Annotated in this window: 24 protein-coding genes; 17 read left to right on the top strand and 7 right to left on the bottom strand. The window is 37.3% G+C overall.

The features are described from left to right. Nucleotides 1-45: 45 nt before the first annotated feature. The 8 genes from MHI04_RS12350 to MHI04_RS12315 all read left to right on the top strand — a co-directional run bounded on the left by MHI04_RS12350 (nt 46) and on the right by MHI04_RS12315 (nt 7,174). Nucleotides 46-471 carry a thioesterase family protein gene (locus tag MHI04_RS12350; protein WP_340811313.1) on the top strand — a complete coding sequence of 142 codons (426 nt, stop codon included), beginning with the start codon at nt 46-48 and terminating at the stop codon, nt 469-471. A gap of 11 nt (nt 472-482) precedes the next feature. Beyond that, nucleotides 483-857 (top strand): DUF423 domain-containing protein, encoded by a 375-nt coding sequence (locus MHI04_RS12345; RefSeq protein WP_342534875.1) that lies wholly within the window; start codon nt 483-485, stop codon nt 855-857. 162 nt (nt 858-1,019) lie between these two features. Continuing rightward, nucleotides 1,020-2,336 carry an SPFH domain-containing protein gene (locus tag MHI04_RS12340; protein ID WP_340811311.1) on the top strand — a complete coding sequence of 439 codons (1,317 nt, stop codon included), beginning with the start codon at nt 1,020-1,022 and terminating at the stop codon, nt 2,334-2,336. A 14-nt stretch (nt 2,337-2,350) separates the two neighbouring features. Beyond that, nucleotides 2,351-3,454 carry a hypothetical protein gene (locus MHI04_RS12335; protein ID WP_342534874.1) on the top strand — a complete coding sequence of 368 codons (1,104 nt, stop codon included), beginning with the start codon at nt 2,351-2,353 and terminating at the stop codon, nt 3,452-3,454. 536 nt (nt 3,455-3,990) lie between these two features. Then, complete coding sequence (locus tag MHI04_RS12330; RefSeq protein ID WP_036117053.1) at nt 3,991-5,196, top strand: EAL-associated domain-containing protein; 1,206 nt, start codon at nt 3,991-3,993, stop codon at nt 5,194-5,196. Nucleotides 5,197-5,755: 559 nt separating this feature from the next. Next, nucleotides 5,756-5,941: a hypothetical protein gene (locus tag MHI04_RS12325; RefSeq protein WP_058843670.1), complete on the top strand. Its 186-nt coding sequence runs from the start codon at nt 5,756-5,758 to the stop codon at nt 5,939-5,941. 235 nt (nt 5,942-6,176) lie between these two features. Then, nucleotides 6,177-6,458, top strand: coding sequence for a hypothetical protein (locus MHI04_RS12320; RefSeq protein WP_036117048.1), 282 nt, complete (start codon nt 6,177-6,179; stop codon nt 6,456-6,458). A 158-nt stretch (nt 6,459-6,616) separates the two neighbouring features. After that, nucleotides 6,617-7,174, top strand: a complete 558-nt coding sequence (locus MHI04_RS12315; protein ID WP_036117046.1) for a GNAT family protein — start codon at nt 6,617-6,619, stop codon at nt 7,172-7,174. A gap of 201 nt (nt 7,175-7,375) precedes the next feature. On the opposite strand, the gene MHI04_RS12310 is transcribed toward MHI04_RS12315, so the two are convergent. Beyond that, nucleotides 7,376-8,260: a LysR family transcriptional regulator gene (locus tag MHI04_RS12310; protein WP_089932724.1), complete on the bottom strand. Its 885-nt coding sequence runs from the start codon at nt 8,258-8,260 to the stop codon at nt 7,376-7,378. A 129-nt stretch (nt 8,261-8,389) separates the two neighbouring features. On the opposite strand from MHI04_RS12310, the gene MHI04_RS12305 reads away from it, so the two are divergent. Together MHI04_RS12305 and MHI04_RS12300 are read left to right on the top strand one after the other, a co-directional pair. Next, entirely contained in the window at nt 8,390-9,403 is a 1,014-nt protein-coding gene (locus tag MHI04_RS12305) for an alpha/beta fold hydrolase (protein WP_340811200.1), read from the top strand. A 680-nt stretch (nt 9,404-10,083) separates the two neighbouring features. Beyond that, nucleotides 10,084-10,476 carry a RidA family protein gene (locus MHI04_RS12300; RefSeq protein WP_342534873.1) on the top strand — a complete coding sequence of 131 codons (393 nt, stop codon included), beginning with the start codon at nt 10,084-10,086 and terminating at the stop codon, nt 10,474-10,476. Between the two features lie 54 nt (nt 10,477-10,530). Here the strand turns inward: MHI04_RS12300 and MHI04_RS12295 are convergent, their stop codons facing one another. Further along, complete coding sequence (locus MHI04_RS12295) at nt 10,531-10,776, bottom strand: hypothetical protein (RefSeq protein WP_036117032.1); 246 nt, start codon at nt 10,774-10,776, stop codon at nt 10,531-10,533. A gap of 840 nt (nt 10,777-11,616) precedes the next feature. On the opposite strand from MHI04_RS12295, the gene MHI04_RS12290 reads away from it, so the two are divergent. Next, nucleotides 11,617-12,471, top strand: coding sequence for a hypothetical protein (locus MHI04_RS12290; protein WP_036117030.1), 855 nt, complete (start codon nt 11,617-11,619; stop codon nt 12,469-12,471). A gap of 282 nt (nt 12,472-12,753) precedes the next feature. Beyond that, nucleotides 12,754-13,227, top strand: coding sequence for an IS200/IS605 family transposase (gene tnpA / locus MHI04_RS12285; protein ID WP_036129052.1), 474 nt, complete (start codon nt 12,754-12,756; stop codon nt 13,225-13,227). A gap of 112 nt (nt 13,228-13,339) precedes the next feature. Here the strand turns inward: tnpA and MHI04_RS12280 are convergent, their stop codons facing one another. From MHI04_RS12280 to MHI04_RS12270, 3 genes are all read right to left on the bottom strand, one after another. Beyond that, a complete protein-coding gene (locus MHI04_RS12280; RefSeq protein WP_342534872.1) occupies nt 13,340-14,218 on the bottom strand; it encodes a PhzF family phenazine biosynthesis protein in 879 nt (292 codons plus the stop codon). Between the two features lie 442 nt (nt 14,219-14,660). Continuing rightward, nucleotides 14,661-15,701 carry a DUF418 domain-containing protein gene (locus MHI04_RS12275; protein ID WP_058843678.1) on the bottom strand — a complete coding sequence of 347 codons (1,041 nt, stop codon included), beginning with the start codon at nt 15,699-15,701 and terminating at the stop codon, nt 14,661-14,663. A gap of 97 nt (nt 15,702-15,798) precedes the next feature. Beyond that, complete coding sequence (locus MHI04_RS12270) at nt 15,799-16,749, bottom strand: YafY family protein (RefSeq protein WP_342534871.1); 951 nt, start codon at nt 16,747-16,749, stop codon at nt 15,799-15,801. Between the two features lie 100 nt (nt 16,750-16,849). On the opposite strand from MHI04_RS12270, the gene MHI04_RS12265 reads away from it, so the two are divergent. Continuing rightward, a complete protein-coding gene (locus tag MHI04_RS12265) occupies nt 16,850-17,380 on the top strand; it encodes a dihydrofolate reductase family protein (RefSeq protein ID WP_036117023.1) in 531 nt (176 codons plus the stop codon). A 175-nt stretch (nt 17,381-17,555) separates the two neighbouring features. Next, nucleotides 17,556-18,077: an AAA family ATPase gene (locus MHI04_RS12260; protein WP_338651274.1), complete on the top strand. Its 522-nt coding sequence runs from the start codon at nt 17,556-17,558 to the stop codon at nt 18,075-18,077. Nucleotides 18,078-18,107: 30 nt separating this feature from the next. Here the strand turns inward: MHI04_RS12260 and MHI04_RS12255 are convergent, their stop codons facing one another. Beyond that, a complete protein-coding gene (locus MHI04_RS12255; protein ID WP_058843681.1) occupies nt 18,108-18,929 on the bottom strand; it encodes a Ku protein in 822 nt (273 codons plus the stop codon). A 107-nt stretch (nt 18,930-19,036) separates the two neighbouring features. Here MHI04_RS12255 and MHI04_RS12250 point away from each other — a divergent pair, with 107 nt between their 5' ends. Beyond that, a complete protein-coding gene (locus MHI04_RS12250) occupies nt 19,037-20,854 on the top strand; it encodes a DNA ligase D (RefSeq protein ID WP_101966711.1) in 1,818 nt (605 codons plus the stop codon). 245 nt (nt 20,855-21,099) lie between these two features. Here the strand turns inward: MHI04_RS12250 and MHI04_RS12245 are convergent, their stop codons facing one another. Next, a complete protein-coding gene (locus MHI04_RS12245; protein ID WP_036117015.1) occupies nt 21,100-22,062 on the bottom strand; it encodes an MBL fold metallo-hydrolase in 963 nt (320 codons plus the stop codon). A 137-nt stretch (nt 22,063-22,199) separates the two neighbouring features. On the opposite strand from MHI04_RS12245, the gene MHI04_RS12240 reads away from it, so the two are divergent. Continuing rightward, nucleotides 22,200-23,675: a methyl-accepting chemotaxis protein gene (locus MHI04_RS12240; RefSeq protein ID WP_342534870.1), complete on the top strand. Its 1,476-nt coding sequence runs from the start codon at nt 22,200-22,202 to the stop codon at nt 23,673-23,675. 331 nt (nt 23,676-24,006) lie between these two features. Beyond that, nucleotides 24,007-24,480: a GNAT family N-acetyltransferase gene (locus MHI04_RS12235; RefSeq protein WP_036117011.1), complete on the top strand. Its 474-nt coding sequence runs from the start codon at nt 24,007-24,009 to the stop codon at nt 24,478-24,480. The last annotated feature ends 1 nt before the right edge of the window (nt 24,481 follow it).

The following is a 24,481-nucleotide window of genomic DNA, read 5'->3' as shown; positions in this document are numbered from 1 at the left end:
CCAAACCAACACTTTTACGCTATAATGTAGGACGAGGTGAAGAAAATGTTTGTGAGTGAAAAACAGATTGAGATTCGATATGCGGAGACCGACCAAATGGGCGTGGTGTACCATGCAAACTATATCATTTGGATGGAGATTGGGCGTTCGCAGCTGGTAAATGATGTAGGTTTTGAGTATGCTGCTTTAGAAAAAGATGGCTATGTTTCGCCAGTAATGGATTTATCGATTTCGTATAAGGCCGCCATGCATTATGGACAAGTAGCGACAGTGCGTACTTGGTTGGAGAAGCATGATCGTTTACGAACAACCTATGGCTATGAAATTTTACATGAGGATGGCACGGTGGCAGCCACAGCTCAATCCGTACATATTCTTGCGCATAAGGATACATTGCGCCCGGTCTCTTTAAGTAAAATTGATCCTGCTTGGGATGCCAAATATAAAGAAATTGCTGTTGAGGCAAAATAGGAGAGCAACAGATGGAAATGTTTTTAGTGTTAGGTGCGATTTTGGCAGGTCTTGGTGTTATTTTAGGTGCTTTCGGGGCACATGCACTGAAGGATAAGTTTGCTTCACCGCATTATGCAGCGATTTGGGAAACGGCTGTGCAATATCAGATGTATCATGCTTTAGGGATTATGGGGCTAGGTATTCTCTCTAATGAGGCACTTTTAGGAAGCTCTAGTCTGCTTTCTTGGGCAGGATATTTGATGTTTACAGGGATTGTTTTCTTTTCTGGTAGCTTATATGTGCTTGCCGTGACAGGTGTGAAAAAGCTAGGGGCGATTACACCAATTGGCGGAATGTTATTTATCGTCGCATGGGTGCTTGTTATAATAGCTGCCTTATCCTAATAAAGAAAATGTAACGAGACAGCTCTTATGATTCATTTCATAGAGGCTGCTCGTTTTTTTAATTATACGAAGAAAATGAAACAATTTGTCTGATTTTGCGTATTACATAGTATTGATAGATGATAAAATAAGCTAAACATTAATATGAAGGTGGGAAAAATTATGGGTTTATTAAAAGCAGGAGTTGGGGCATTAACAGGCGTCTTAGAGGATCAATGGCGTGAGTATTTCTATTGTGAGGCATTATCTGCAGATGTTCTTGTAACAAAGGGTGTGAAACGTACTTCTAAACGAGGTTCAAATAAAGGCAATGACAATATCATTAGCAATGGCTCGATTATTGCCATCAATGAAGGGCAATGTATGATGATTGTTGAGCAGGGGAAAGTTGTTGAATTTTCTTCAGAGGCTGGAGAATATGTTTATGATACGTCAACAGAACCATCGATAATGTTTGATTCAGATTTGTCGCAAGGTATTCTGGAAACGTTTAAGCAAATAGGCAAGCGTTTCACTTTTGGAGGAGAGCCTGCGAAAGATCAGCGAGTTTACTATTTTAATAAGAAGGAAATTGTAGGGAACAAATATGGAACACCTGCACCCATTCCATTCCGTGTCATCGATCGCAATATTGGTTTAGATATTGACATTGCAATTCGCTGTCACGGGGAATATTCATATAAAATTATTGATCCATTATTATTCTATACAAATGTTTGTGGCAATGTAGAGCATGAATTCACAAGAGTAGCAATTGATAGCCAGTTAAAATCGGAATTAATGACAGCATTACAGCCTGCTTTCGCGCAAATTTCAGCAAGTGGCGTTCGTTATAGTGAAATACCTGCTCATACAGTTGCTTTAGCAGATGCACTCAATAAGGTATTATCAGAAAAATGGCTTGCAACACGTGGCTTGGCTGTTGTGTCATTTGGTATCAGTACGCTCAAGGCTTCTGATGAAGATGAAGCCATGATTAAACAGCTACAACGTAGTGCCGTTATGCGTGATCCAGGCATGGCAGCTGCCCATTTAACGGGTGCGCAGGCAGAGGCTATGATAGCAGCTGCTAACAATGAGGGCGGTGCGATGGCAGGATTTATGGGCATGAATATGGCCGCACAAGCTGGTGGCGTCAATGCTAGTCAGCTTTATCAAATAAATGAGCAAAATAAGCAAGCTGCGATGCAAAATCAAGCAACGAAAGCAACTGATACATGGACTTGTGCATGTGGTCATGAAAACACGGGGAAATTCTGTTCAGAGTGTGGTGCGGCAAAACCATTGGAAGAGGGCTGGGCATGTACTTGTGGTGCGGTCAATAAAGGTAAATTCTGTAGTGAGTGTGGGGCAAAAAAACCAGCTGGCGCTTTACTTTATGTATGTGATAAATGTGGATGGACACCAGAGGACCCAGTGAATCCGCCTAAATTCTGTCCAGAATGTGGCGATGTTTTTGATGAGAATGACGTCAAGTAAGGAGATGAAGACTGATGTCAACGCAAGATGTTGAAAATGTCAAACAAGTGCAGCTTGACTTTGATGCGGAATGTCCGTCATGTAGCGCATCAATTGAATTTAATCCTTCCACGGGTAAACTGACTTGTCCGTATTGTGGCTTTGAGACTGGAATAGCAACGCCTGATCAGGAGGAACAAAAAGTTGCCCAGGAAATGGACTTCTTCAACGCAGAAGAACGTGGGAATTTCAATTGGGGCGTGGAGAAAAAAACGGTCATTTGTAAAGCCTGTGCTGCTGAAACGATATATGATGCTCTGCAGGTTGCAGATAGTTGCCCTTACTGTGGTTCCAATCAGGTTATGGAGGCTAGCGCTGAAAATACACTTGCACCGAATGGGGTATGTGCTTTTGAAGTAACAGATAAGCAAGCAGGAGAACATTTTCAAAAATGGATTAAAGGCAGATGGTTTACACCGAAAGCTGCTAAAACTAGTGCAAGACCCGATGCTTTTAAAGGAGTATATCTTCCATATTGGACATTTGACTCCAAAACAAGCTCTAGATATTCTGCTAGATATGGACGTCATCGAACGGTTACTGATAAAGATGGGAAAACGCACACGGAAACCGATTGGTATTCAACAAGTGGCTTTTATCAGGAGTTTATCGATGATCACTTAGTCAGTGCAACGACCCGATATGATCGCGACATGATGCGCAAGATTGAACCTTTTAATCTTTTAAATAATAAAGCCTATAAACCAGAATATGTAGCTGGATTTTTATCAGAGCGTTACAGTATCGGCTTGCAGGATGGATGGAGCCAAGCAAAAAATGAAATCCATGATCATCTCCATGCACAAATTACGTCCAAAATTCGTTGGGAAAATCGTGCGGATGTAGTATCAAATTTACGCTTTTCCACAAATCATGATGATATTACATACAAATATTTAATGTTACCGATTTGGCTATCTTCCTTCCGCTATAAGGAAAAGATTTATCGCTTTATGGTGAACGGACAAACGGGGCGAGTAGGCGGCAATGCGCCAATTTCACCACTTCGCGTAACCATAGCTGTTCTGTTATCGTTAATGGTACTAGCAATCATTTGGTATTTCTTCCTGTCTGAATAATGATGAGCAGCACTCCAATTTGGAATGCTGCTTTTTTTCATCCCTGACTTCTGGGCGACAGACTGTTTAGATTTTTCGAGCAGATGGGCTATTGGACATAGATTTTTTTACAATAAGTATTGAAGGTTGAAATAACATAAAATTGTCCTGAATTGCTGGGTAAATGACTGATTTATTTAGTATAGATAGGGTTATTATCATGTATTGTCATGGCTGTTTCCGCGGTATGCTGCATACGTTATAGTGAGAGTACAGCCTTGAAAAAATGTTTTACTGGTTTAAAAATGATCAGATAGTAGAGAAAGCAACCTATTCTGTCTGAAAGTCGTTAGAAATGGTGAAAATCAAACACTGGTTAAAGCGAAGAAAAGGCAAAAATTTAGGTTAGATTTTCCATTAATTATGATAAGTGAAGTTGCGATTTTACTTTAAACCACTTATTATACAGTCAGAGAGCATTTTTTAAGCTATTAATGCACTATATAATGTTATTTTTGAATAACAATAAAAAGTTATTCATAATGGAGGTTTCGATGATGGACGCAATTGAAGTGTTAACAAATTTAGATCAAATACATGGGTATTATCAACCGATATTTAGCGCAGACGCGCATACGGTGATTGCCTACGAAATTTCCGGACATCTCCAAATTGAAGGGCAACAAATTAATTTAAAGGATTTCGTCAATAATGAAGATATTCCAGAAGAATATCGAATTGATATGGAGCATAAAATTTTACATGCGGCATTAGCCAAAATTGATGAGATTGCATCTGATATAGATATTTACATTCCAAGTAATCCAAATTTACTAATGCAAGATTTTGGTGAAAGTCATTTTAATATTATCCAACAATATATAGCTGAAGAGGATTTACGCCGTATCGTACTGGTTGTATCAGAGCACCGTTTTTTAGGAGATATAAATAAATTACACCACGCCCTGCGTTATTTTACGACTTTTGGGGTGAAAACCGCTGTGCAGGAAGTTGGAGCAGAAAGTCATTTAGAGCATATTGCTTTATTGGCACCTCATATTTTAAAGGTTAATACACGTGATTTAAATTATGATTCTTGGTCAGCTCAATCGGACATGATTTCCGCTATTGGTAGCCTTGCCTATAAAATTGGTGCCAATCTTTTATTTGAAGATATCGAAACGGTGTACCAGCTACAATTTGCCTGGAAAAACGGCGGTAGATTTTATCAAGGTCCGTACCTAGCGAATCCAGCAATGACCTTTGTCGATAAAGATGTGTTAAAGGAACGCTTTAAAAAGGAATGCCAGCAATTCATTACTTCTGAAAAGAAAATGCTAGAGGCGCAATATGTGCAGTTGAAAAAATTAAGAGAGGAATTAGAGGCAATTGTTCACCGTGTGAAACCAACGAGCGACAATGTATCCCAGCTAGAATATCTTGCCGAGTTATTGGATAATTACTCTTTCCGACTCTATATATGTAATGAGGATGGTTTCCAATTAACACCTAATATTATGCGAATTGATGGTAACTGGGAAGTACAGCCAAGAGCCATTAATAAAAACTGGAGCTGGCGCCCATACTTCCTTCAAACGATTATTAAAATGCGGAATGATCAAAGTGGGGAAATCTCAGAATTATACCGTGATATTGAAACAGGGGAAATTACTAGAACATTCTCCATCGCCATCAACGAACATGAATATTTGTTTGTTGACCTTTCCTATGACTATCTTTATGAGCACAGTATTTTTAGGTAAGCCTAGAAATGCTTACCTATCAAGGGTTATGGGGCGTAACTTATGATTGTACCCCAAAGTTGAAGATTAAAGTGATTTATCCGAATTGAACTTAACCTTTACGAGTAGTTCTCTTAAAGAAGGTTTTCATGAATTTATGCCATAGACTTTTGTTAACTTACAAAGCTTTCATCTTAGGATGGAGGCTTTTTATGTGGAAATATATCCTATGTCATTTTAAATGGTCAGATCAAGTGAAAATAGGTGATGTATTAATGGGAAGTGTAGAAAATGAAATATTCGTGATAAAGTAATGTTGTACTAAAGTATCTGTTGCATCTTTAAAGTTGTTCTTGCGATTATGAGTGATAATGGTGTAATATAGCTTCAACAAATAACCCGAGCTTTGACATGAAAAAATTTAAAACGTTTATTGATAAAGCATTTAAATGGCCAGATACACGTCAAAAAATAATAAAACTTCATCAGATGCCCGAGGATTTTGCAGTTCCACATAATTCCCCTGAATTTAACTATTTTAAAGTTATTATTCAAGTTATAAACAAAAAGGACGGATGTAATGAAATATAATAAAACAACAATGCTAAAGCTTATCAATGAACATCGAGCGTTGCATGATGAATTAAAAAAGCTAAAATCTGAAATGGGTTTAGAGAAAAACTTCGCAGTAAAGGCATTGTATCATTCATTTGTTGCAGAGGAAGGTCCTTACATGAAAGAATACCAGGATTTAGAGCGATTATAATAAATCATGGTACCTCTAAAAATGGTTGGGAAAATAAGGGTAATCCTTAGTTTAATTTAGTGGAGCATCATTCAAGTAAGGAATGATGCTCTTTAATTTTAGAAAGAGATATTAAGTGTGTCAGAGAGAGCTTCCTTTGCTTTTTTTAGAGATTAGGCATCAAAAATGTTTTAATTTGCTATTCATAACCATATAATACTATTAAAGCTATTATTAGTATGAATGGAGGAATTAAATGGAAATAAAAACACAAAATAAATTTATTGATTTAGTGAAAAATACCATTAGTAATAACGGACAAACTATCGGAAAGCGTCTTGAAGATAAGCACAAAGGCTTTGAGAGCGGCTGGAAGGTTGATGGAAATGAAGTTGTGTTTTGGGTTAGTCCTACACTAAGTCTTAGTGATTATACAGGAAGCTTAATGAATGAATTTAGTTTCACTATAGCTTTTGACGAAGAAACAGATAAATTTATTGTATCTGGCAATAGTGCCAAGTCTCGAACTTTGTTATAAATAATCAATTATTGAGTCACATCCAATAGATGTGGCTTTTGTTTTTGTAATGATAAAAAGAGTTGCATGTACAAATTGAATAGTTATGATAATTTTCTGAATATAATGTGTTACTATTTATTTATGAATAATGCTAATGATGGTGAAAAGGAGTTATGATGAGTATAAATTTCGAATTTAAAGATTTTCCTAAATTGGAAACGGAACGCTTCATCTTACGAAAAGGTATAGTTGATGATTGCAAAGATATTTTTGCACTTTATTCTGATGAAAAAGTGGTCAAGTATTTGCCATTAACATTATTTGCTTCAGTTGATGATGCATTACATGAATTAAACTGGTATGATAAAATTTTCAAAGAACAAACTGGCTTAAGATGGGTAATTGAAGAAGCTAAGACCAAAAAAGTGATTGGCACTTGTGGTTATTTGAATTATGAAAAAGAACATAACCGCATAGAAATTGGCTATGATTTAAACCCTGAACATTGGGGAAAGGGTATTATGCAAGAGGCTTTAAGTAAGATCATACATTTTGCTTTTACGTCGATGGCAATAAATAAAATCGAAGCGAAAATAGAGCCAGAAAACAATTCATCTATAAGATTGTTGGAAAAATTAAATTTTAGTCAAGAGGGTGTTTTGAGACAACACGAACTTGAAAAAGGGAAGTATGTTGATCTTGCCATTTTTTCAATATTGAAAAGTGAATATTAAGAGATTTAGGAAGAAGTCATGTCCCGTAATGGGAGGTGGCTTTTTCTATTGCTTTGAACATAGCCTCAAGCAGCCTTAATTTGATGTTGTAGTCACATTTTTTAAGTCCGTTGTGCACTAATTTGAGTCTGTTTCCTTTCTTTAGAAAAAGGTCGATTCAGTATCATTAACTTCTGAATCCGCCCCTTCCTCCTAAGAATATTACTGTAGTAAATTTCTTGCTAAATCTGTAAAGGCTTTTATCGATGGAGAAATCCATTTTTCTTGATGCCACAACATTTGAGTGGCAAATTGTATTTCAGATAAATCCCAAGGTAGAGGGATCAGCTCACCTCGCTCCATTTCTCCCTTTAGCGCCATTTTTGGTAATAAGGCAATACCGAGTCCCGCCATTGTACATTGTTTAATGGCTTCTACACTATTAAACTCAAGTTCGGTCAAGCTGTCTGCCCCATTCTTTACCAAAGTACGATAAAAGAAAGTCCGATAAGAGCAACCTTTTTCACTTAATAGAATATGCTCTCTATTAAAATCTTCTATGCTTAATGTAGCACGAGAAGCTAATGGATGGTCGGGGGAAACGACCATAAGAAACGGTTCGTCCAATAAAATTTCTGTATGAAGATCTGATGATACGATCGGTTCATCTAGCATAAAGACCACATCAACATCTCCTTCTCTTAGACTTTGTTTCAAATTTTGACCAGACAAAGGCTTAAAAAGCAGACGAACATGGGGATATTGTTGACGATAATCTCTGAGTAATGCTGGTAAACGGTATGTACAGAGTACTTCGTCTGCACCAATGATAATTGTGCCAGTTAATTCTCCGTTCTGACTGGAGACACAACGGGCTTCCTCTATATCGTTTAATATTTTGGTAGCATAGGGCAATAACTGGTGGCCAGCATCTGTTAATACGACACTCTTGCCCAAGCGATCCAATAACCTGACGCCCAATTCTTCTTCTAACGCCTTGATTTGCATGGTTACAGTAGACGGAACATAGTTCAACACTTCGGCAGTGCGACTAAAACTGCGAGTGGAAGCAAGCGTCCAAAATGTTTTAAGCTGACGGATTTCCATTGATACAGCACCTCTTAATTCAAAAAAAATGAACGTTATATTCAAAAACGTTTCGTTGATTTGATGGTAACAGTATCGTAGAGTAAAAATCAAGCTACGCGCAAAATTTTATAAAAGGGGATTTGAATTATGAAAGATTACGAAATTTATTCACTTGGAGATGTCTTGCTACAATCGGGACAAAAATTGCCTCAAGCTTTTCTTGCTTATAAAACCTATGGAACTTTAAATACTGCAAAATCAAATGTGATTGTTTATCCTACTTGGTTTGCTGGCCAGCATACGGATAATGAGTGGTTGATTGGTTCTGGCAAAGCACTTGATCCAGACAAATATTTTATAATCGTGCCTAATATGTTTGGGAATGGATTATCCTCCTCTCCAAGCAATACACAGGCTCCTATGGATAAAGGTAATTTTCCACTTGTAACGATCTATGATAATGTTCGGTTACAACATCGACTCATAACTGAAAAATTTGGTATTAAGAAAATTGCTCTAGTCGTTGGATGGTCACTCGGTGCGCTGCAAACCTTTCAATGGGGAAGAAGTTATCCTGAGATGGTCGAACGGATTGCACCGTTTGGCGGAACAGCAAAGACCAGACCACATGCACAAGTTGTTTTTGAGAGCCTTATCACAGCATTGCAAGCAGACGCCAACTGGAAGCGAGGCTTCTACACTAATCAGCCTACAGCAGGACTTGCTGCGATGGGACGTGCCTATGCGCCATGGGGATTTTCTCAAGCCTACTATTTAGAACAGCTCTATCAAGAAGAAGGGTACACAACATTAAAGGCATATTTAGAAGATTATTGGGATAAAGTGTTTCTTTCCTTTGATGCAAACGACTTGATTGCCATGCTACGAACAGGTATTAACGGAGATATAAGTGCTAATCCTCAAGACAACAGAAATTTTGAAAAAGCGTTAAACTGTATCACTGCTCAAGCCCTTGTTATGCCAGGGTTGACCGATCTTTTTTTTCCGCCAGAGGATAATACTTATGAAGTAAAGCACATGCCTAATGCAGTTTATCGACCAATCGAATCTAAGTGGGGACATTGCTTCGGAATTGGACAAAACGAACAGGATTCTCTTGAGATAGACAACCAATTGAAACAGTTTTTACAATTGGTATAGCAAATTTATGTATGGAGTAAAAGTGAATTTTTATTTGGCATTCATATTGCGAAGAGGGCTAAACGTATAAAATCAATTCACCTTTAATAGAACCTAATTCGAAAAACACCCTCCAAAAAAGAAGTGACTATCTATGCCTATCCAGTAATAGGTAAGTTAAAAATTAAATGAAGTGCAGTATAGAACCATTATGGCATTTATGAATATAACAATTTTAGATAGTCTGTTCAGAATTTGTTGAGGATGCTATGCTATTTTAGTAATGAACACGCATAGGAACAAAAAAACTAGGTGCTCCGATTAGGAGAGCCTAGTTTTTTAAGATGAGAAGAGTCACTTGGGATGGTGTGACCCTGGTAACAAATTCGGAGGTGTAAGGCTAATTTCGCTTTACACTATTATTTATATGCTGTATTCGTTATGGTTATATAGTTAATTGCCTGAGAAATAATAATAAAGAAACTCATAAATCGTCTCTACGCTTCCTTGATTAGCTAGGATAGAAATGGTAAAGTGAAAATAACTTTAGGGAACAGGAGGAGAATTTACATGAAAAAAAGATCTATTCGTTTTTTAAGCATGGGTATAGGGTTCTCCACGGCTGTTTTTTTCTAAAATCGTTGAACAAGGGATAAGTTTGCCCTTTTTTAGAAAAATAAGAACCTAAAGGAGTATGGAAGATGACAGTAAAAATAGTGCGTAAAAATCCAATGCAGGTGCCTTACCCAGTCGGAAAATATAGCCATGTAACAATCATCCCGAAAGATGCAACAATGTATGCATTTTCAGGACAAATAGGTATTGGTCAAGATGATCAATTGCCTCAAGGATTCGAGGAACAAATAACCAATACATTTAATAATATAGAAACGATTTTAGCAGCTGAGGAATTGGATGCTAGTCATATAGTCAAGGCTAACATTTGGGCAACAGAGGAGATTGATTGGGCTTATTTCGATCAGCAATGGGAAGCCATGTTTGGTGATTCCTATCCCTCTATGACTGTTGCTTATGTTACGGCTTTAGGGCTACCAGATATTAAAATAGAGATTGATCTTTGGGCTGCTAAATAGCCTAAAAACGACAATATCCAAAAGATATTGTCGTTTTTTGGTATAAATACTGTTCTAACGTAACATCCTTTTTAATTGCTTCAATTCATAATTTAATTCGTCAATTTGCTTTTGTAGTTTGTCAATATCATTGCTATTGCTTTCATTTTCCTTCAACTCATCCTCTAAAGCAAGACCAGCCGCAATAGTCGCTATTGCGTCACCGAGTGTTGTAATGGCTCCTGCAATGACCGCCAGCTTAGCTGCTTGGCTAACTGATTCGATCCCCTCGCTATTCCTATAGCCCTTGTTATTTTTCATAAAATCCTCCCTACAAAAAAGGGTATTATTTGCATTATATGTTTAGGATAAGTGACAGGTGAAGAATCATTTGGCATACATAGCCTAAAAGGTTACTGATGTTGGCAAAGAGGCAATAGAAAACCACCTACAACAATATAACACTGGGCTCGTTTTTTAGCTCTGATTGGAGTGGTTGTTGATTCTGCAAGCAAATAGGCGTATAAAATGCATTTTTTTAAAATGACAGGTTTTGAATAATAGTGGTGAGTGAAGGGCAACGGTTATTAACAAAGAGAAATTCACTGGAGCGAAAGCAGACCGACCACAATTAAATAAGCTGCTATCTAAAGCAGAGGAAGGTGAGAAGCTTGTTAGAACAAAACCCCTAACTTGATTTTCTTACAAAAAACTTTTGCAACAGGGGAGTCTCTTTATAGGGAACATCATTGATTTCATGAAGCCCTCCTATGTTTAGCACCAATAATCAAGTGGTTATTTAAAGAGGTGTTTTCCAGAAATTTTGCGATTTTTGGAGGCTTTTATTACATAGCTATTTCAAGGTAATTCAAAGAATAAATAATCATTTTACCTTATGGTAAAATATGATGTCAATAATAAATTTGTAATTTTTTTAAAAAATGTTATAATAGTCTTACAATTACTTTTTTAAAATCGTATTTCGAATTCAGATGTCCTTTTTTACAGATAGAATTTGGGTACGTTTTTTTAATATCCTTTTTTAAGCCGAAGAAAAAATCAAAACAGTTATGTGTGCTTTAAAGGAAGTTAGTTGAATAAAATGATTAATTTACTATCTAATAGTAACCGAGTTTTTATTCCTTAAGGAGGACTAGAATAATGAATCTAATCAATAAGAAAGTTACACACAAGCGTTTTGGCATAGGTAGTATAGTTAAGCATAATGATTCTAGTATTGAAATACATTTCGGATCGGAAAATAAAAGGTTTGTTTTCCCTGATGTATTTGGAAAGCACCTAAAAATACATGATAAAAGTGATGCTAAGTTACTTGAAGAAATTATACAAAAAAAGGAAATTGAGCGAAAAGAGGAAGAATGGAAGAAGGAAGAGGAAAAAATACTACAAAGAAAAAAACTGGTACTTCGTTTGGAACATGAAAAACTTATGCATAACCATAAACTTCATCCTGCATCACAAATGGTTTTTTGGTGTGACACAGAAGAACAGGATAGTTCTTTTTCAGAGTGGAAAGTTTTTTCGGGCATATTAAAAAGTGGTAATAACAAAGGAAAGCCAAACAAACCGAGCCGTTTGCACCAAAATAGCGCTGTCCTCTTAACAGCAAAAGATTCCAGCATGCTTGAAAAAGACAGACGTATCTTAGGTGTCTATATGGTGAATGAAAACTTTGTCGGCAAGCTTTGTGAAGATGGATATATTCCAGCTCATTCAAAATACAGAATTCAACTTACAGAACAGGAATCGGATCAGCTGCTTTTCTGGCACTATTATATCAATGAAAAATTCCCTGAAAAAATGACATGGAATACAGGTAAATATCGTTATTTTGAAAATTTATGGATGGCTCAAATTTTGCTTGATATAGTTTCATTAAAAAGTGACACAGATGAACGAGAGCTGGCACAACAATTTTTTAAACATTTTTGTAAAATGAATCAAATAACAGCCCAAGAGTTACCAAAGCCTAATGGCGCATTAACGCGTATATAGATGTTAGTCCAAGGATTATAAGAATGACGAACAACTATTTTTTAGCGGTATATTTGATTGCATTTTACTAAGAAGAAAAGACAAAGCATCGAATAATCAGATACTTTGTCTACAGTCTGAGGTTGAGAAATTATTTTCTCAACCTTTTTATTGTGTGCTTTGAAAACCCCCTGCTATGCAGGGGGTTCCGGAAAGCTTTTAGCTATGGACAATAAAAAAACTCCAAACGTACAATAAAGTCAGGTCTAGTCAACCGACTTCGTACGAAAGGAGCCACCATAAATGGATAATAAAAGTTTAGCACATACAACGTGGAATTGTAAGTATCATATCGTCTTTGCGCCAAAGTATAGAAGGCAGATTATTTATGGTCAAATTAAAGCAGATGTTGGAAGAATATTGCGCCAATTATGTGAAAGAAAAGATGTAGAAATCATAGAGGCAACAGCCTGTCCTGACCACATTCATATGTTGGTAAGTATTCCACCGAAATTGAGTGTATCTGCGTTCATGGGTTATTTAAAAGGGAAGAGTAGTCTAATGATTTTCGACCGACATGCGAATTTAAAGTATAAATACGGTAATCGTCAATTCTGGTGTCGAGGATACTATGTGGACACAGTCGGCCGAAATAAGAAAAAGATACAAGAGTATATAAAAAATCAATTACAAGAAGATATCCTGCAAGATCAAATGACGATGAAAGAATTCATTGATCCATTCACAGGAGAAGAAATCAAGAGAAAGAAAAAATAAGTAAGCCGCTTTAGCGGTTTGTGTGAAAACGGAGTGCGGTTGGCAGACCATTCGGAATGTCTTTAGACATGGGCCAGTACCCCAGCGTTTCACGCGCAGAGCAAACCACCAGTTATACTGGTGGTTCTGATTTACACTCAATATTTTCTACATTTAAACACTTAGTTTCACAATAATAGCCTTTGCCGCCAACATAAACTTTTTCTATTTCATTCTTGCTATTGGTTGCTAATTTCACTAATATTTCGGAAGGCGAATGTAAAGAATAACCTTGTTCAAATACATAGATTTCTTTTTGCAATTGATGCTGTTCATAAAGGTAGCTAGCTAATGCACCGTTTGAAGTTCCAGTTGCCGCTTCTTCATTAATGTCATATAGTGGAGCAAAATTTCTGCATATCATTCGATCGTCATTAAACGTATATACATGCATCCCAACAACATCATAATACTCGCTAATTTCTTTAATCTTTTCAAAATTAGGTTGCAGTGCATGTAATTGTGTTTCACTTGTTATAGGAATTAAAATATCTTTTAAGCCCGTGGAGACAATTTGAATTGGGTATTGATTGTCTATAGCTTTACTATCAATACAGTCGATAAACTCGTTTGGTGATACAATATCATAGAATTTCGGTTTGTTTTGTTCCATGAATATGATGTCATCTTTTATGGTAATAGTAAGGACACCGCTGTTTGTTTCAATCGTGTAGCGATCCTTGAAAAGTTTATTTAAATGCATCAGTATCGTGAAAGAGCCAATTGTGGCATGGCCACATAAATCAACCTCTTCTTTTGGTGTAAAATACTCAAATTTATAATCAGCCATGTCAGATTCTGATATAAATGCGGTTTCCGCATAGCCCAGTTGTTTGGCTATGGCCATTTTTTGAGTAGTGGTCAATGTATTTTCATTCAATACCACTCCTGCTTTATTTCCGCCTTTATGATCCTTGCTAAATGCACTTGCAACATAAACAGATATTTTCATAAGACACCCTTCTTTCCTCACTTATAGTAAATTGTAGCATAGAAAGCACTAGGTATAAATGATGTTGGATAAATTTGCTATAAAGCAAGAGACAAACTATTTTTAGCATCTGAACTCTCCAGAAATAGTTTATCTACAGTTTGAGTCACTAGATTTATTTTCTTTTGTTTCCTATAAAGTGTCCCAAATGTTTACTTTCGGTTCTTAATAGCTATTTTATAAAAATAAAAAAACAGCGTCAGCACTGGGCTTACGCTGTTTTTAAATTAGTCACATCTGCATATTTCTGACCGTAATCGTATGTATGCAATAAGTGACCAAATAAAATGGGGATGTGTTTCTTGCTGAAGATATGAGCAAAGATGGAAAGCGAGTAGGGTACATTACCAATATATGACGTTTAATCCAATACTGATAGGTGTTTATCATTGACGATAAATAATTAGTGCCCTTTTTTGCTTTGGCGTAGGGGAGGGGCTGTCCAATAGGTGCCCATTCGCCACAGCCATTCCATAGGACCAAAGCGGAAAAAATGTAACCATAGCTTGCTAAAGAGCAATTGACAAACATAAATACCTAGACAAATCCACAAAGACTCAATGTAACGAAGCTGTCCAATGAGCTGGAAGGCATGACCGATTACTAGAATAAGCGCGGTTTGCCCCAAGTAATTGGTTAAGGCCATTCGTCCATATGCCTTTAATGGTGATAAAAGTTGTTGAAATAAAGAGTTTTGTAGTAGTAGAATAATTGTCCCCATGTAAAATGCCGAAGCGAATGGGCTAAACTGTAATCCGATTAATGCAAATTGCTCGATATTTGTAATATGGACGTCTAGCTGATCCTTAGACAGCTGATCCATCGTATCGATTGCATCAGGGACATACTGCCATTGATAAATCCAGCTAGCAATACTTATACAGCCCATAACAATCGTTACTAGTATGATTTTATTTCGATGAATTGAGATATTTTCAAATAAGCGATATTGACCAGCAGTTAGACCTAGCAAAATCAGTGGAAAGGGCATCAAAATTTTAAGGCCCCAATAAGCAGTAATAGCTAATAGGATTAATCCAATGATTAGATTGAATTGTTTGCGTATTTTATAAAATGGCAAGGCTACAAAGCCAAAAATGGCATAGACCGTTAAGGCTTCACCTGGTTGGAAATAGAAATGGACAATCCCCATAAGTAATAACATCAAAAGTCTGCGACTAAATAAGGAATAAGCTTTTTCATTTCTTGCAAGGGCACGAGAAATAAAAAGATAGAATCCTATACCAAATAAAAATGAAAAAATGATGAAAAATTTACCCTCTATAAAAAGAGTTAAAAAGCGACTATAGGCAATATCGCTCGTTAATGTAGGGGGTTCAATCCACATTAATGCGGGAATATTAACTAAAATAATGCCAAGTAGAGCGAATCCTCTTAAATAATCTAATGTATCAATTCGTTTGTTGTTGTCGGTTGGTTGCAACGGTCATCTCCTCCTTCAAAGCCAAGTATAAGATAGTTTACTAAAAAGTAGTAACGATGAAGGTTACACGAATCTGACGAAATTGTCATCTAACAGATTAGCTTTCATTTGGCTCTGGATATATCTCTAATAGCTCGTGTGCATGCTGACGCAATAGTTGAATTAATGCTTGGGGTTCTTTGACAATCGCATGTGGACCGAGGCGAAAGAAAAGGGAGCTATTAAATTGAAGTTCACCTTGATCGATTATCGTATCAATATAGCCTGTACCATCACTAAGTAGGACAACAGCTTTTTCAAGATGTGGCTCACTTAAACATTGACGAACCCCTTCACTTGATAATTCTACATATAAGCGAATAGGATGTTGAGGTTCATAGGCACTTTCGAGCCATTGCTGCAAATTCATAGTCGTCTTATGGCTTTCATCGCTGGCTTCAATGGCATGGATACGATCAACACGAAAGAGTAAAATTTTTTCGTTTGATAATAGTAACGCAGGCATATACCATAAGCCATCATGAGCGTACACACCAATAGGCTGGACATGCTTCGAAGTGATACCAGACTTTGATTCATATTGGATATGCAATTGTGATTGGTTGATGATTGCCTCTAAAACGTCTGTTAAGAGTGGTGTTGTAATGGCTCTTTTAGGATTCCAAAAGGCCATATAGGATTGCAGCGTATCCACCTTTTTCTTGGCCTCCTTCTGTAAGGAATCATAAAGCTTTTGAGAAACAGACTTCATTTGAGTATTAAAAGGTAAGTCACGATAATAATGCAAAGATTGGAACGCAAAGAAAATAGAGACCGCTTCTTCCTCGGTAAATAAGATAGGGGGGAGAATCGCATTTGACAATACTGTATAGCCGCCATGTCTGCCCTGCTCCGCATAGATAGGTAGCCCCATGTCACTTAAATCTAAAAGGTAACGATGCACCGTTCGCACCGAAATATCGAATGTGTCGGCAATTTCCTGAGCTGTAAATTTCTTTTTAGCACTGACAAATAACAAAATATCAATTAATCGTTTGGCTTTGGACATATTTTTTCACCTTTTTATTTAATCATGCCAATAGTTGTCATGTTTTATATCTAGTATAGAGATTGTGCAAGAGATTTTCAAAAGAACAGGAGTTGACGAGATGTCACGAGAAATAGTGGTATTTATCGGATTAAGTGTAGATGGATTTATTGCTAAGGAAAATGATGATTTACAGTGGCTTGAAGAAACAGAAGGGGAAGGAGATAATGGCTACTCCGATATGTATCAAACTATTGATACTGTTATTATGGGCAAACGAACATACGATTATATTTTAGCGCATAGCGATACGTTCCCATATCCTGATAAAAGGTGCTATGTGTTTACAACATCTCAATCTGGGAAAGATAAACATGTGACGTTTGTTCAAGAGGATGTTGTCGCATTTACTAAGCAATTAAAAGAACAACAAGGTGCAAAAATTTGGATGGTTGGTGGTGCGGGGATTCTAGACGCCTTTTTACAGGAACAGTTAATTGATGAATGGATTATTACCATTACTCCCCATTTGCTAGGTGCAGGGATATCTTTGTTTAAATCTCCACGTCCGTTCGAAAATTTAAGGCTACTGGAGACAAAGCGATATGGTCAAATGGTGCAAATGCATTATCAGGTGAGAAAAGAGGCTTAAATCGAGCCTCTTTATCCGAAGATGCGAGAATTTACATTCGACTGTATCAAATATGATGATAAAGTCTCTTTCTAAATGGAGGTAAGAAATAGGAACCTCCTCTTTACCATTGTTGAAATTATTGTATAATAAAGGGAATATTTCTACAAAGATACATAAGATGGGAGATGATTCGGTGACGATAGGATTTCCACAAAGAATACATATTATTGGATCTGTTGGCAGTGGGAAAACGACATTAGCGAGGGAATTATCTAAAACCTATCAGATTCCTTTTTATGAATTAGATAATGTGGCATGGATTCGAAAGGATTCAGGGGATATTAGGCGAACAGATGAAGAAAAAAAGGAGCACTTACAAAGCATTCTCCAAACGAACACTTGGATTATTGAAGGAATTCATCAAGAGGAGTGGGTTGTTGAAAGCTTCCAACAAGCTGATTGCATCATCTTTCTCAATACGCCTTATCCTATTCGTGTCTTCCGTATTATGAAGCGGTTTATGAAACAAAAAATCGGTATCGAAAAAGCCCATTATCAGCCAACATTTTCGATTTTCTTTAAAATGTTTCGTTGGAATAAACGCTTTGAGCAGAAGGGGAAACCTAAATTTTTTAAACAACAAAGCGATCTGTTAAATAAAATTTTAGTAGTTCAGCATAAAAAGGATTTGGATCACTTCCTTCAACAATTCTAAAGCGTATCCCGATAAAAGGATACGCTTTTTTTAAGCATTTTTCTTTGTGCGTGTAGTACGCTTTCTTGTAGCTGGCTTTTTTGTTTTATCTAAGGAAGCCTGTAGTGCTGTCATTAAATCTGTGACATTATCAGGAATTGGACGTTGTTTATCACTGGTCGCTATCGTATTCGTACCTTTCTTTTCCTCGATTAATTCTAGTAAAGCATTGCGGTAATCGTCCGTATATTTTTCAGGGTTGAATGTAGTCGTTAATTGGTCTACCAGCAATAGAGCTGTTTCAAGCTCCTTTGGTACAACATCCTGTTCACTTGGAATATTTGGAACATCCCCAACACTTCTCACTTCATCTGGATAGTGAATGGTTTCCATCACGAGTGCATTTTGATAAACGCGCACGATGGCAAGCTGTTCCTTAGATCGAATAATAATTTTAGCAATGCCAATTTTTCCTGATTGCTCTAATGTTTTAAGTAATAAGGAATAGGCCTTAGCTCCGGTTGCATCAGGAGAGAGGAAATAAGTGCGCTCAAAATAAATGGGGTCAATTTCAGTTAATTGCACAAAATCAATAATTTCCACAGCTTTATCTTCATTTTCCTTACGCAAGTTTTCTAAATCCTCTTGATCCAACACGACAAATTTATTTTTGGCATATTCATAAGCTTTGACGATCTCTTCATCTTTTACTTCTTGGTTACAGCCCTCGCAAACCTTTTTGTAGCTAATCGGCGTATGGCACTCCTTGTGAAGCTGTCGCAATTTAACATCTTTATTTTCAGTAGCGGCATGTAGTTTCACAGGGATATTAACCAGTCCAAAGGAAATACTGCCTTTCCACACTGTATGCATTGTTTGTCACCTCGTTTTTCTTACTATGATATATTTTGATGCTTTTTATGTATCTTAAATTGAAATCATCAAACACTGAAAATAAAAAGCAAAGTAGGTATGGTGAAATGAAACCAATGCTTTTAACGGAAACAAATGATATTCCTAGTGGCGGTGAATGGTTATTTGAAACGAAATATGACGGTTTTCGCTGTATATTAGTTTGGGATGAAGAGCCGCTGCTCATTAGCCGTAATGGTCGAAATTTAAACCACTTGTTTCCTGAAATTTTGGCTTTTTGTCAGCAAATACATGCGTCCATTCAAGCATTTTTACCACTAACCTTAGATGGGGAGTTAGTTTATTTACGCAATCAATACAAAAGCGAATTTGCCATTGTTCAAAAAAGAGGGAGAATGCAAAATCAAGATGCCATTGAGACACATGCAAAAGCTTTTCCTTTTCGCTATCTTGTGTTTGACGTGCTAGTTTTCAAAGGGGTGTCACTGCAAAACCGCTATTTAAAAACACGTAAAGAGCAATTGTCCAAGCTTGCAACAAGATTAAAACTGCCAAGCGTCGACTATGAGGATCCAAGGTCTATACAAATGATCCAAGGTGATGAGGACAGAGAGAATGTATGGCAGGCCATCAAGGTTTACAATGGTGAGGGCATGGTGGCGAAGAAGAAAACAAGTAAATGGCTGGATAACACCCGTTCTAGTCATTGGTTAAAAATTAAAAATTGGCGTTATGTGACGGTCATAGTAACGCAGTATGATCAGGTCAATGGCTATTTTCATGGCTCAATTTATGATGAGGGACAAATACGAGAAGTCGTTACATTTAAGCATGGCATGGCTGAAGAAGAACAGCAAACACTTGTCGCATTCTTTCAGGCAAATGGGCAGCGCCATAAAGGACTATGGCAGTTAGAGCCTTCTATTTGTGTCGATATCGCATGTATAGATTTCGACGGCAGTAAGCTTCGAGAGCCTAGATTTCATGCTTTCCGATTAGAGCTATCACCAGAAGATTGTCAATGGCAGCATATGCAGCGGCAGCTTTTTCCAATCCCCGAATCAGTACCCATTACCCATCCAGAGAAACCAGTGTGGCCTGCAATGGGTATAACAAAGGATTATTATTTATCCTATTTACAAAGCATCGCGCCCTATTTATTACCTTTTCTAAAGGATCGTCCACTTACATTAATACGATTTCCACATGGTGTTCCAGGAGAAAGCTTTTATCAAAAAAGTAGACCAGAAAAACTGCCTGATTTTGTGGCAACGACGGCGATGGATCATATTGATACTATAATATGTAACAATATGGAAACCCTTTTGTGGTTAGGAAATCAACTGGCTATAGAGCTGCACATTCCATTTCAGACACAGCATTCCATTTATCCAACAGAAATTGTTTTCGATTTGGATCCTCCCTCAGCACAGCATTTTTCATTAGCTATTACAGGTGCACTTGATTTAAAGGACATTATTGACTTTTTTAATCTACAATCTTTTGTCAAAACATCGGGCGGGAAAGGCTTACAGCTTTATATTCCATTACCCGAAAATACTTTTAGCTATGAAGAGGTGCGTGTGTTTACTGAATTTGTTTGTCGTTTTTTATGTCAGCAAAAACCGAATTTATATACAATGGAGCGTTTAAAAAAGAATCGTCATGAAAAATTATATTTAGATTATTTACAGCATGCTGAGGGTAAAACCATTATTGCTCCCTATTCCACTCGTGGCAATGTACAGGGCTTAGTCGCAACACCTCTGCATTGGGGGGAAGTTCATGAGAGTCTATCACCAGAGTTCTTCACGATTCCTGCTGTCATGGAACGTATGAAAAAAGGGAGTAACCCCTTTCAATCATTTCGTGAGGTGGGGGAGCAACAGGATTTTCAAGCTGCTTTGGATCGTTTAAAAGAATGATTCCTTTTCAAATTTATCTAGGTGAATACATGGCCCTTCTAAACCTAGTAAAAAGAATAAGCAAGCATCAGCTAGTAGGAAAAAAGCAATCCTACTGAAAAACAGGCTAGTTTTGACTACATTAGCAGCAGTCCCCTTTATAGGGATGCAAGTGGAGAGCCTTTACTTGAAGCTGAGCATTTCGCCCCCACTATCTTGCAGAAAAGAGGTGTCTCCAAAATCACTAGAGACACCTCTTTTTACTGTTAGCGTGACGCCTGGGTATTTACTTTTTCTAAGTAATCCAGTATGCCCATTGATGACACAATCGTATCGAACGGGATTGTTTGATAGACTGGATGATCTGTGGGAATGTCGTTTTCCTGTAAATAGCTGAATAAAAGAGCCTTTAAGCGATCATCTAGATAGCGAACTTGCTGCTGGAAGTCACTTGATGCCGCTTGTGCGTTTCTGCCCTCTGCTAGAAAGAGAGGCGTCCAATAGCGCACCTGACGATAAGCCTCTGTTGGATTTTTATACGCACCGTAATGGCCAAAATATAGTTCACTTGCATGGAGCTTTTCATACAATTGAAGAGATAGCTCCATTGTTTCTGGGTCGTACTGGTTTGGAGAAGTCGACGGAATGATTAAATCAATCGCTTCACCATCCATTTCTGGGTAACGAACGCCTGTTGTATCCCCGACAAACAAGCCATTTGTAGCAGAATAAAGCATTGAAACATGATGTTTAGCATGACCTTCTGTATGAAAGAACGTTAAATGATGTTGTCCTAAAGATAGACGCTGTTCATGGCTAACCTCAATAATTCGCGTAGCATCGATAGGCACAATTGGATCAAAGAGTTTATCAAATTCAGCACCATAAACGCTCTTTGCACTGGAAATAAGGCGACTTGGATCAATCATGTGAGCCGACCCTCGTGGATGGACTACTAATTTGGCATTAGGACAGCTTTGTAAAAATAAACCTGCGCCGCCAGCATGATCTAAATGGATATGTGTCACGATTACATAGTGAATATCCTCTAATGCAATATTTAGTTCCTTTAATCCTGCCATAATATAAGGAACGGAAGGGCTTGCAGAAGTTTCGATCAAGGCAATTTTTTCATCCATTAATAAATAGGAGCTCGTTCGCTGCTCACGATTTAAATCATGTGTGTCAATACAATAGAAATTTGGTGCGATTTGTTGGACATTAGTCAAATGTATTTCCCCCTTTTATTTCAAAAATGACTAAAATATGCTTTCGAATGCAATATTTAGCTACAAAAAGTAGTAGTTATACTATATAATAATAGAAAATTAAACTGAATGTCCATTCATTTTTTAGGGGGATAAAAATGGAGAATAAAATTCGTTACGACACACGGAAAGTCCACCGTGTCAATTTGGCTATCATCTCAATCTTAGCCATTTTAATTTGCGGACCAATGATTCTATCGAAAGGAATACATTTTTTAATTATTGGGCTTGCTGTCATTTCATTGGCAGTTTGTAATTATTTATTACCCATCAAAACGTATGTCAAAGGTTTTATCTTTGGCTTAATTCCATCAAGTGTTGTTTTCACACTATTTTTGCTTGATAGCTTTTCATTAAATAAGCATTATATTTTACTATGCACGGTGGCCATTATTGCCTTGTATTTTAAAAAAGAATTAATTGTCTTCTTTGGTATTCTAACAAATCTTAGCTTTTTCATTTTATATATGGTCAACTCGTCATCCTTGTTGGGCCCATTTGATGATATCATCGTCTTTGTAACACTTCTAGCGATTATGAATGGCGTGATTATTGTCTTTTATTTGCTGGCCAAATGGGGGAATGAGCTGATTGAACATGCAAAGGCGCAGCAAAATGAGGTACAAGCATCCTTCAATCAGTTACAAAATACCTTTCTTGAAATCGAAAAAAGCAGTCAGGCCTTGGATGAGCATGTCACGCAATTCCAGCAAACGATGCAAAGGATTTCAGGCTCTAGTAAACAAATATTGCTAGCGACAGAGGCTATTTCGGCAAGTATTCAGCAGGAAGCCTCTAGTCTGCAAGTGATTCATGGCACAATGGGCGATTCCGTCCATTTCGTGAATGAAACTTTGACCATATCAAAGGATACTGTAGGAAAATCAACTGAGCTGCAGCAGGAGGTTTTGGCAGGTTGGAACAAAATGCAGGAGGCGATGGCCCAGATGAGCGTGATGAGTGATGCGATGAGCTCAACTGCAGAAACTGTAAATGAGCTACAGCACAGCTTGCAAACGGTAGATAGCCTATTAAAGGGAATTACGCATATTGCAGAGCAGACCAATTTATTGGCATTGAACGCGGCCATAGAGGCGGCCAGAGCAGGGGAGCATGGTAAAGGATTTGCCGTAGTGGCAGATGAGGTACGCAAGCTAGCAGAGGAAAGCGCGGCGATTACCGTAAGTATTACAAATGTGACGAAAACCTTGTTTGAAAAATCAACAGCAGCACATCAACGTTCTGACGATGGTGAGAAAGCGTTACAGCATGGGGAACAATTGTTGCAGGAAGTCAGTCATTTCTTAAATGTCTTGAAGGATTCATTTGCTCAAACCAATACAGATTTAACTAGGGGAATGCATGAATTAAGCAGTGCGATTTCACAGTTCGCGACAATCCAAGTGCAAATTGAAAGACTTAATAAAATGACTGAGCAAAATGCTGAGTCCACTGGCGATATTTTACATTCAGTGGAAGATGAAAATCAGCTACTGGTGAGGATGACCGATACGACCAATCGCATTCAGACGTTAAGTGATACGTTAAAATCATTAGTGATGGCAAAGGTTTGATTGAATCATTGAAATTGAAATAAATGGTAGGGTAAAATGAGAATATGATTTAACATTGTAGATGGAGGGTATATAGATGTTATTCATCAGCATTGTTTTATCCATACCTGTTTATGGTTATTGTATATGGTGCTTATATGATCCAGAGGAAAGTTTTATTTTTTGAACGTTGGCGCTACAAAGAAACGCCAACGTTATCTGATTTGTAAATCAAATTCATACGTATTGGTAGCGTGTTTGCCAGGGTGATTGTAACGTTTTATTTAATTGCAGTAGCACCTGATCCGTTGCCAAATGTTACAGGATGAGTTGAAAATAGAGGAGGGATTCCATGAACATTCGTAGCTTAAAAAGTTCAGATTACTATATTTTATCTCCATTGATTAATGAGTGGTGGGGAGATAGGAATATGTCAGATAAGCTGCCCAAATTATTTTTTGATCATTTTACGAATACTAGCCTAATTATGGAAAAGGATGGCGAAATTATTGGTTTTCTTGTAGGGTTTTTATCGCAGGCCAACTCAAATGAAGCATTTATCCATTTTGTTGGGGTCCATCCTGATTACAGAAAACAGAATATTGCAAAAAGGTTATACGACGTATTCTTTCATGTAGTGAAGCAATATCATCGAAATATTGTGAAATGTGTCACGTCACCTATAAACGAAATTTCGATAGCCTTTCATACGAATATGGGCTTTAGAATGGAAAAGGGTGACAAAGAGATGGATAAGGTGTCCGTCCACAGCAATTACGGTGGCGAAAATCAAGATCGTGTGTTGTTTTATAAGATTCTACCGTAAT

Origin of the sequence: Lysinibacillus sp. FSL K6-1151, from assembly GCF_038630755.1 — a bacterium.
Classification (GTDB): domain Bacteria; phylum Bacillota; class Bacilli; order Bacillales_A; family Planococcaceae; genus Lysinibacillus; species Lysinibacillus fusiformis_D.
The sequence above is the reverse complement of the archived record's forward strand: the minus strand, read 5'-3'. Positions and strand labels throughout refer to the sequence as shown.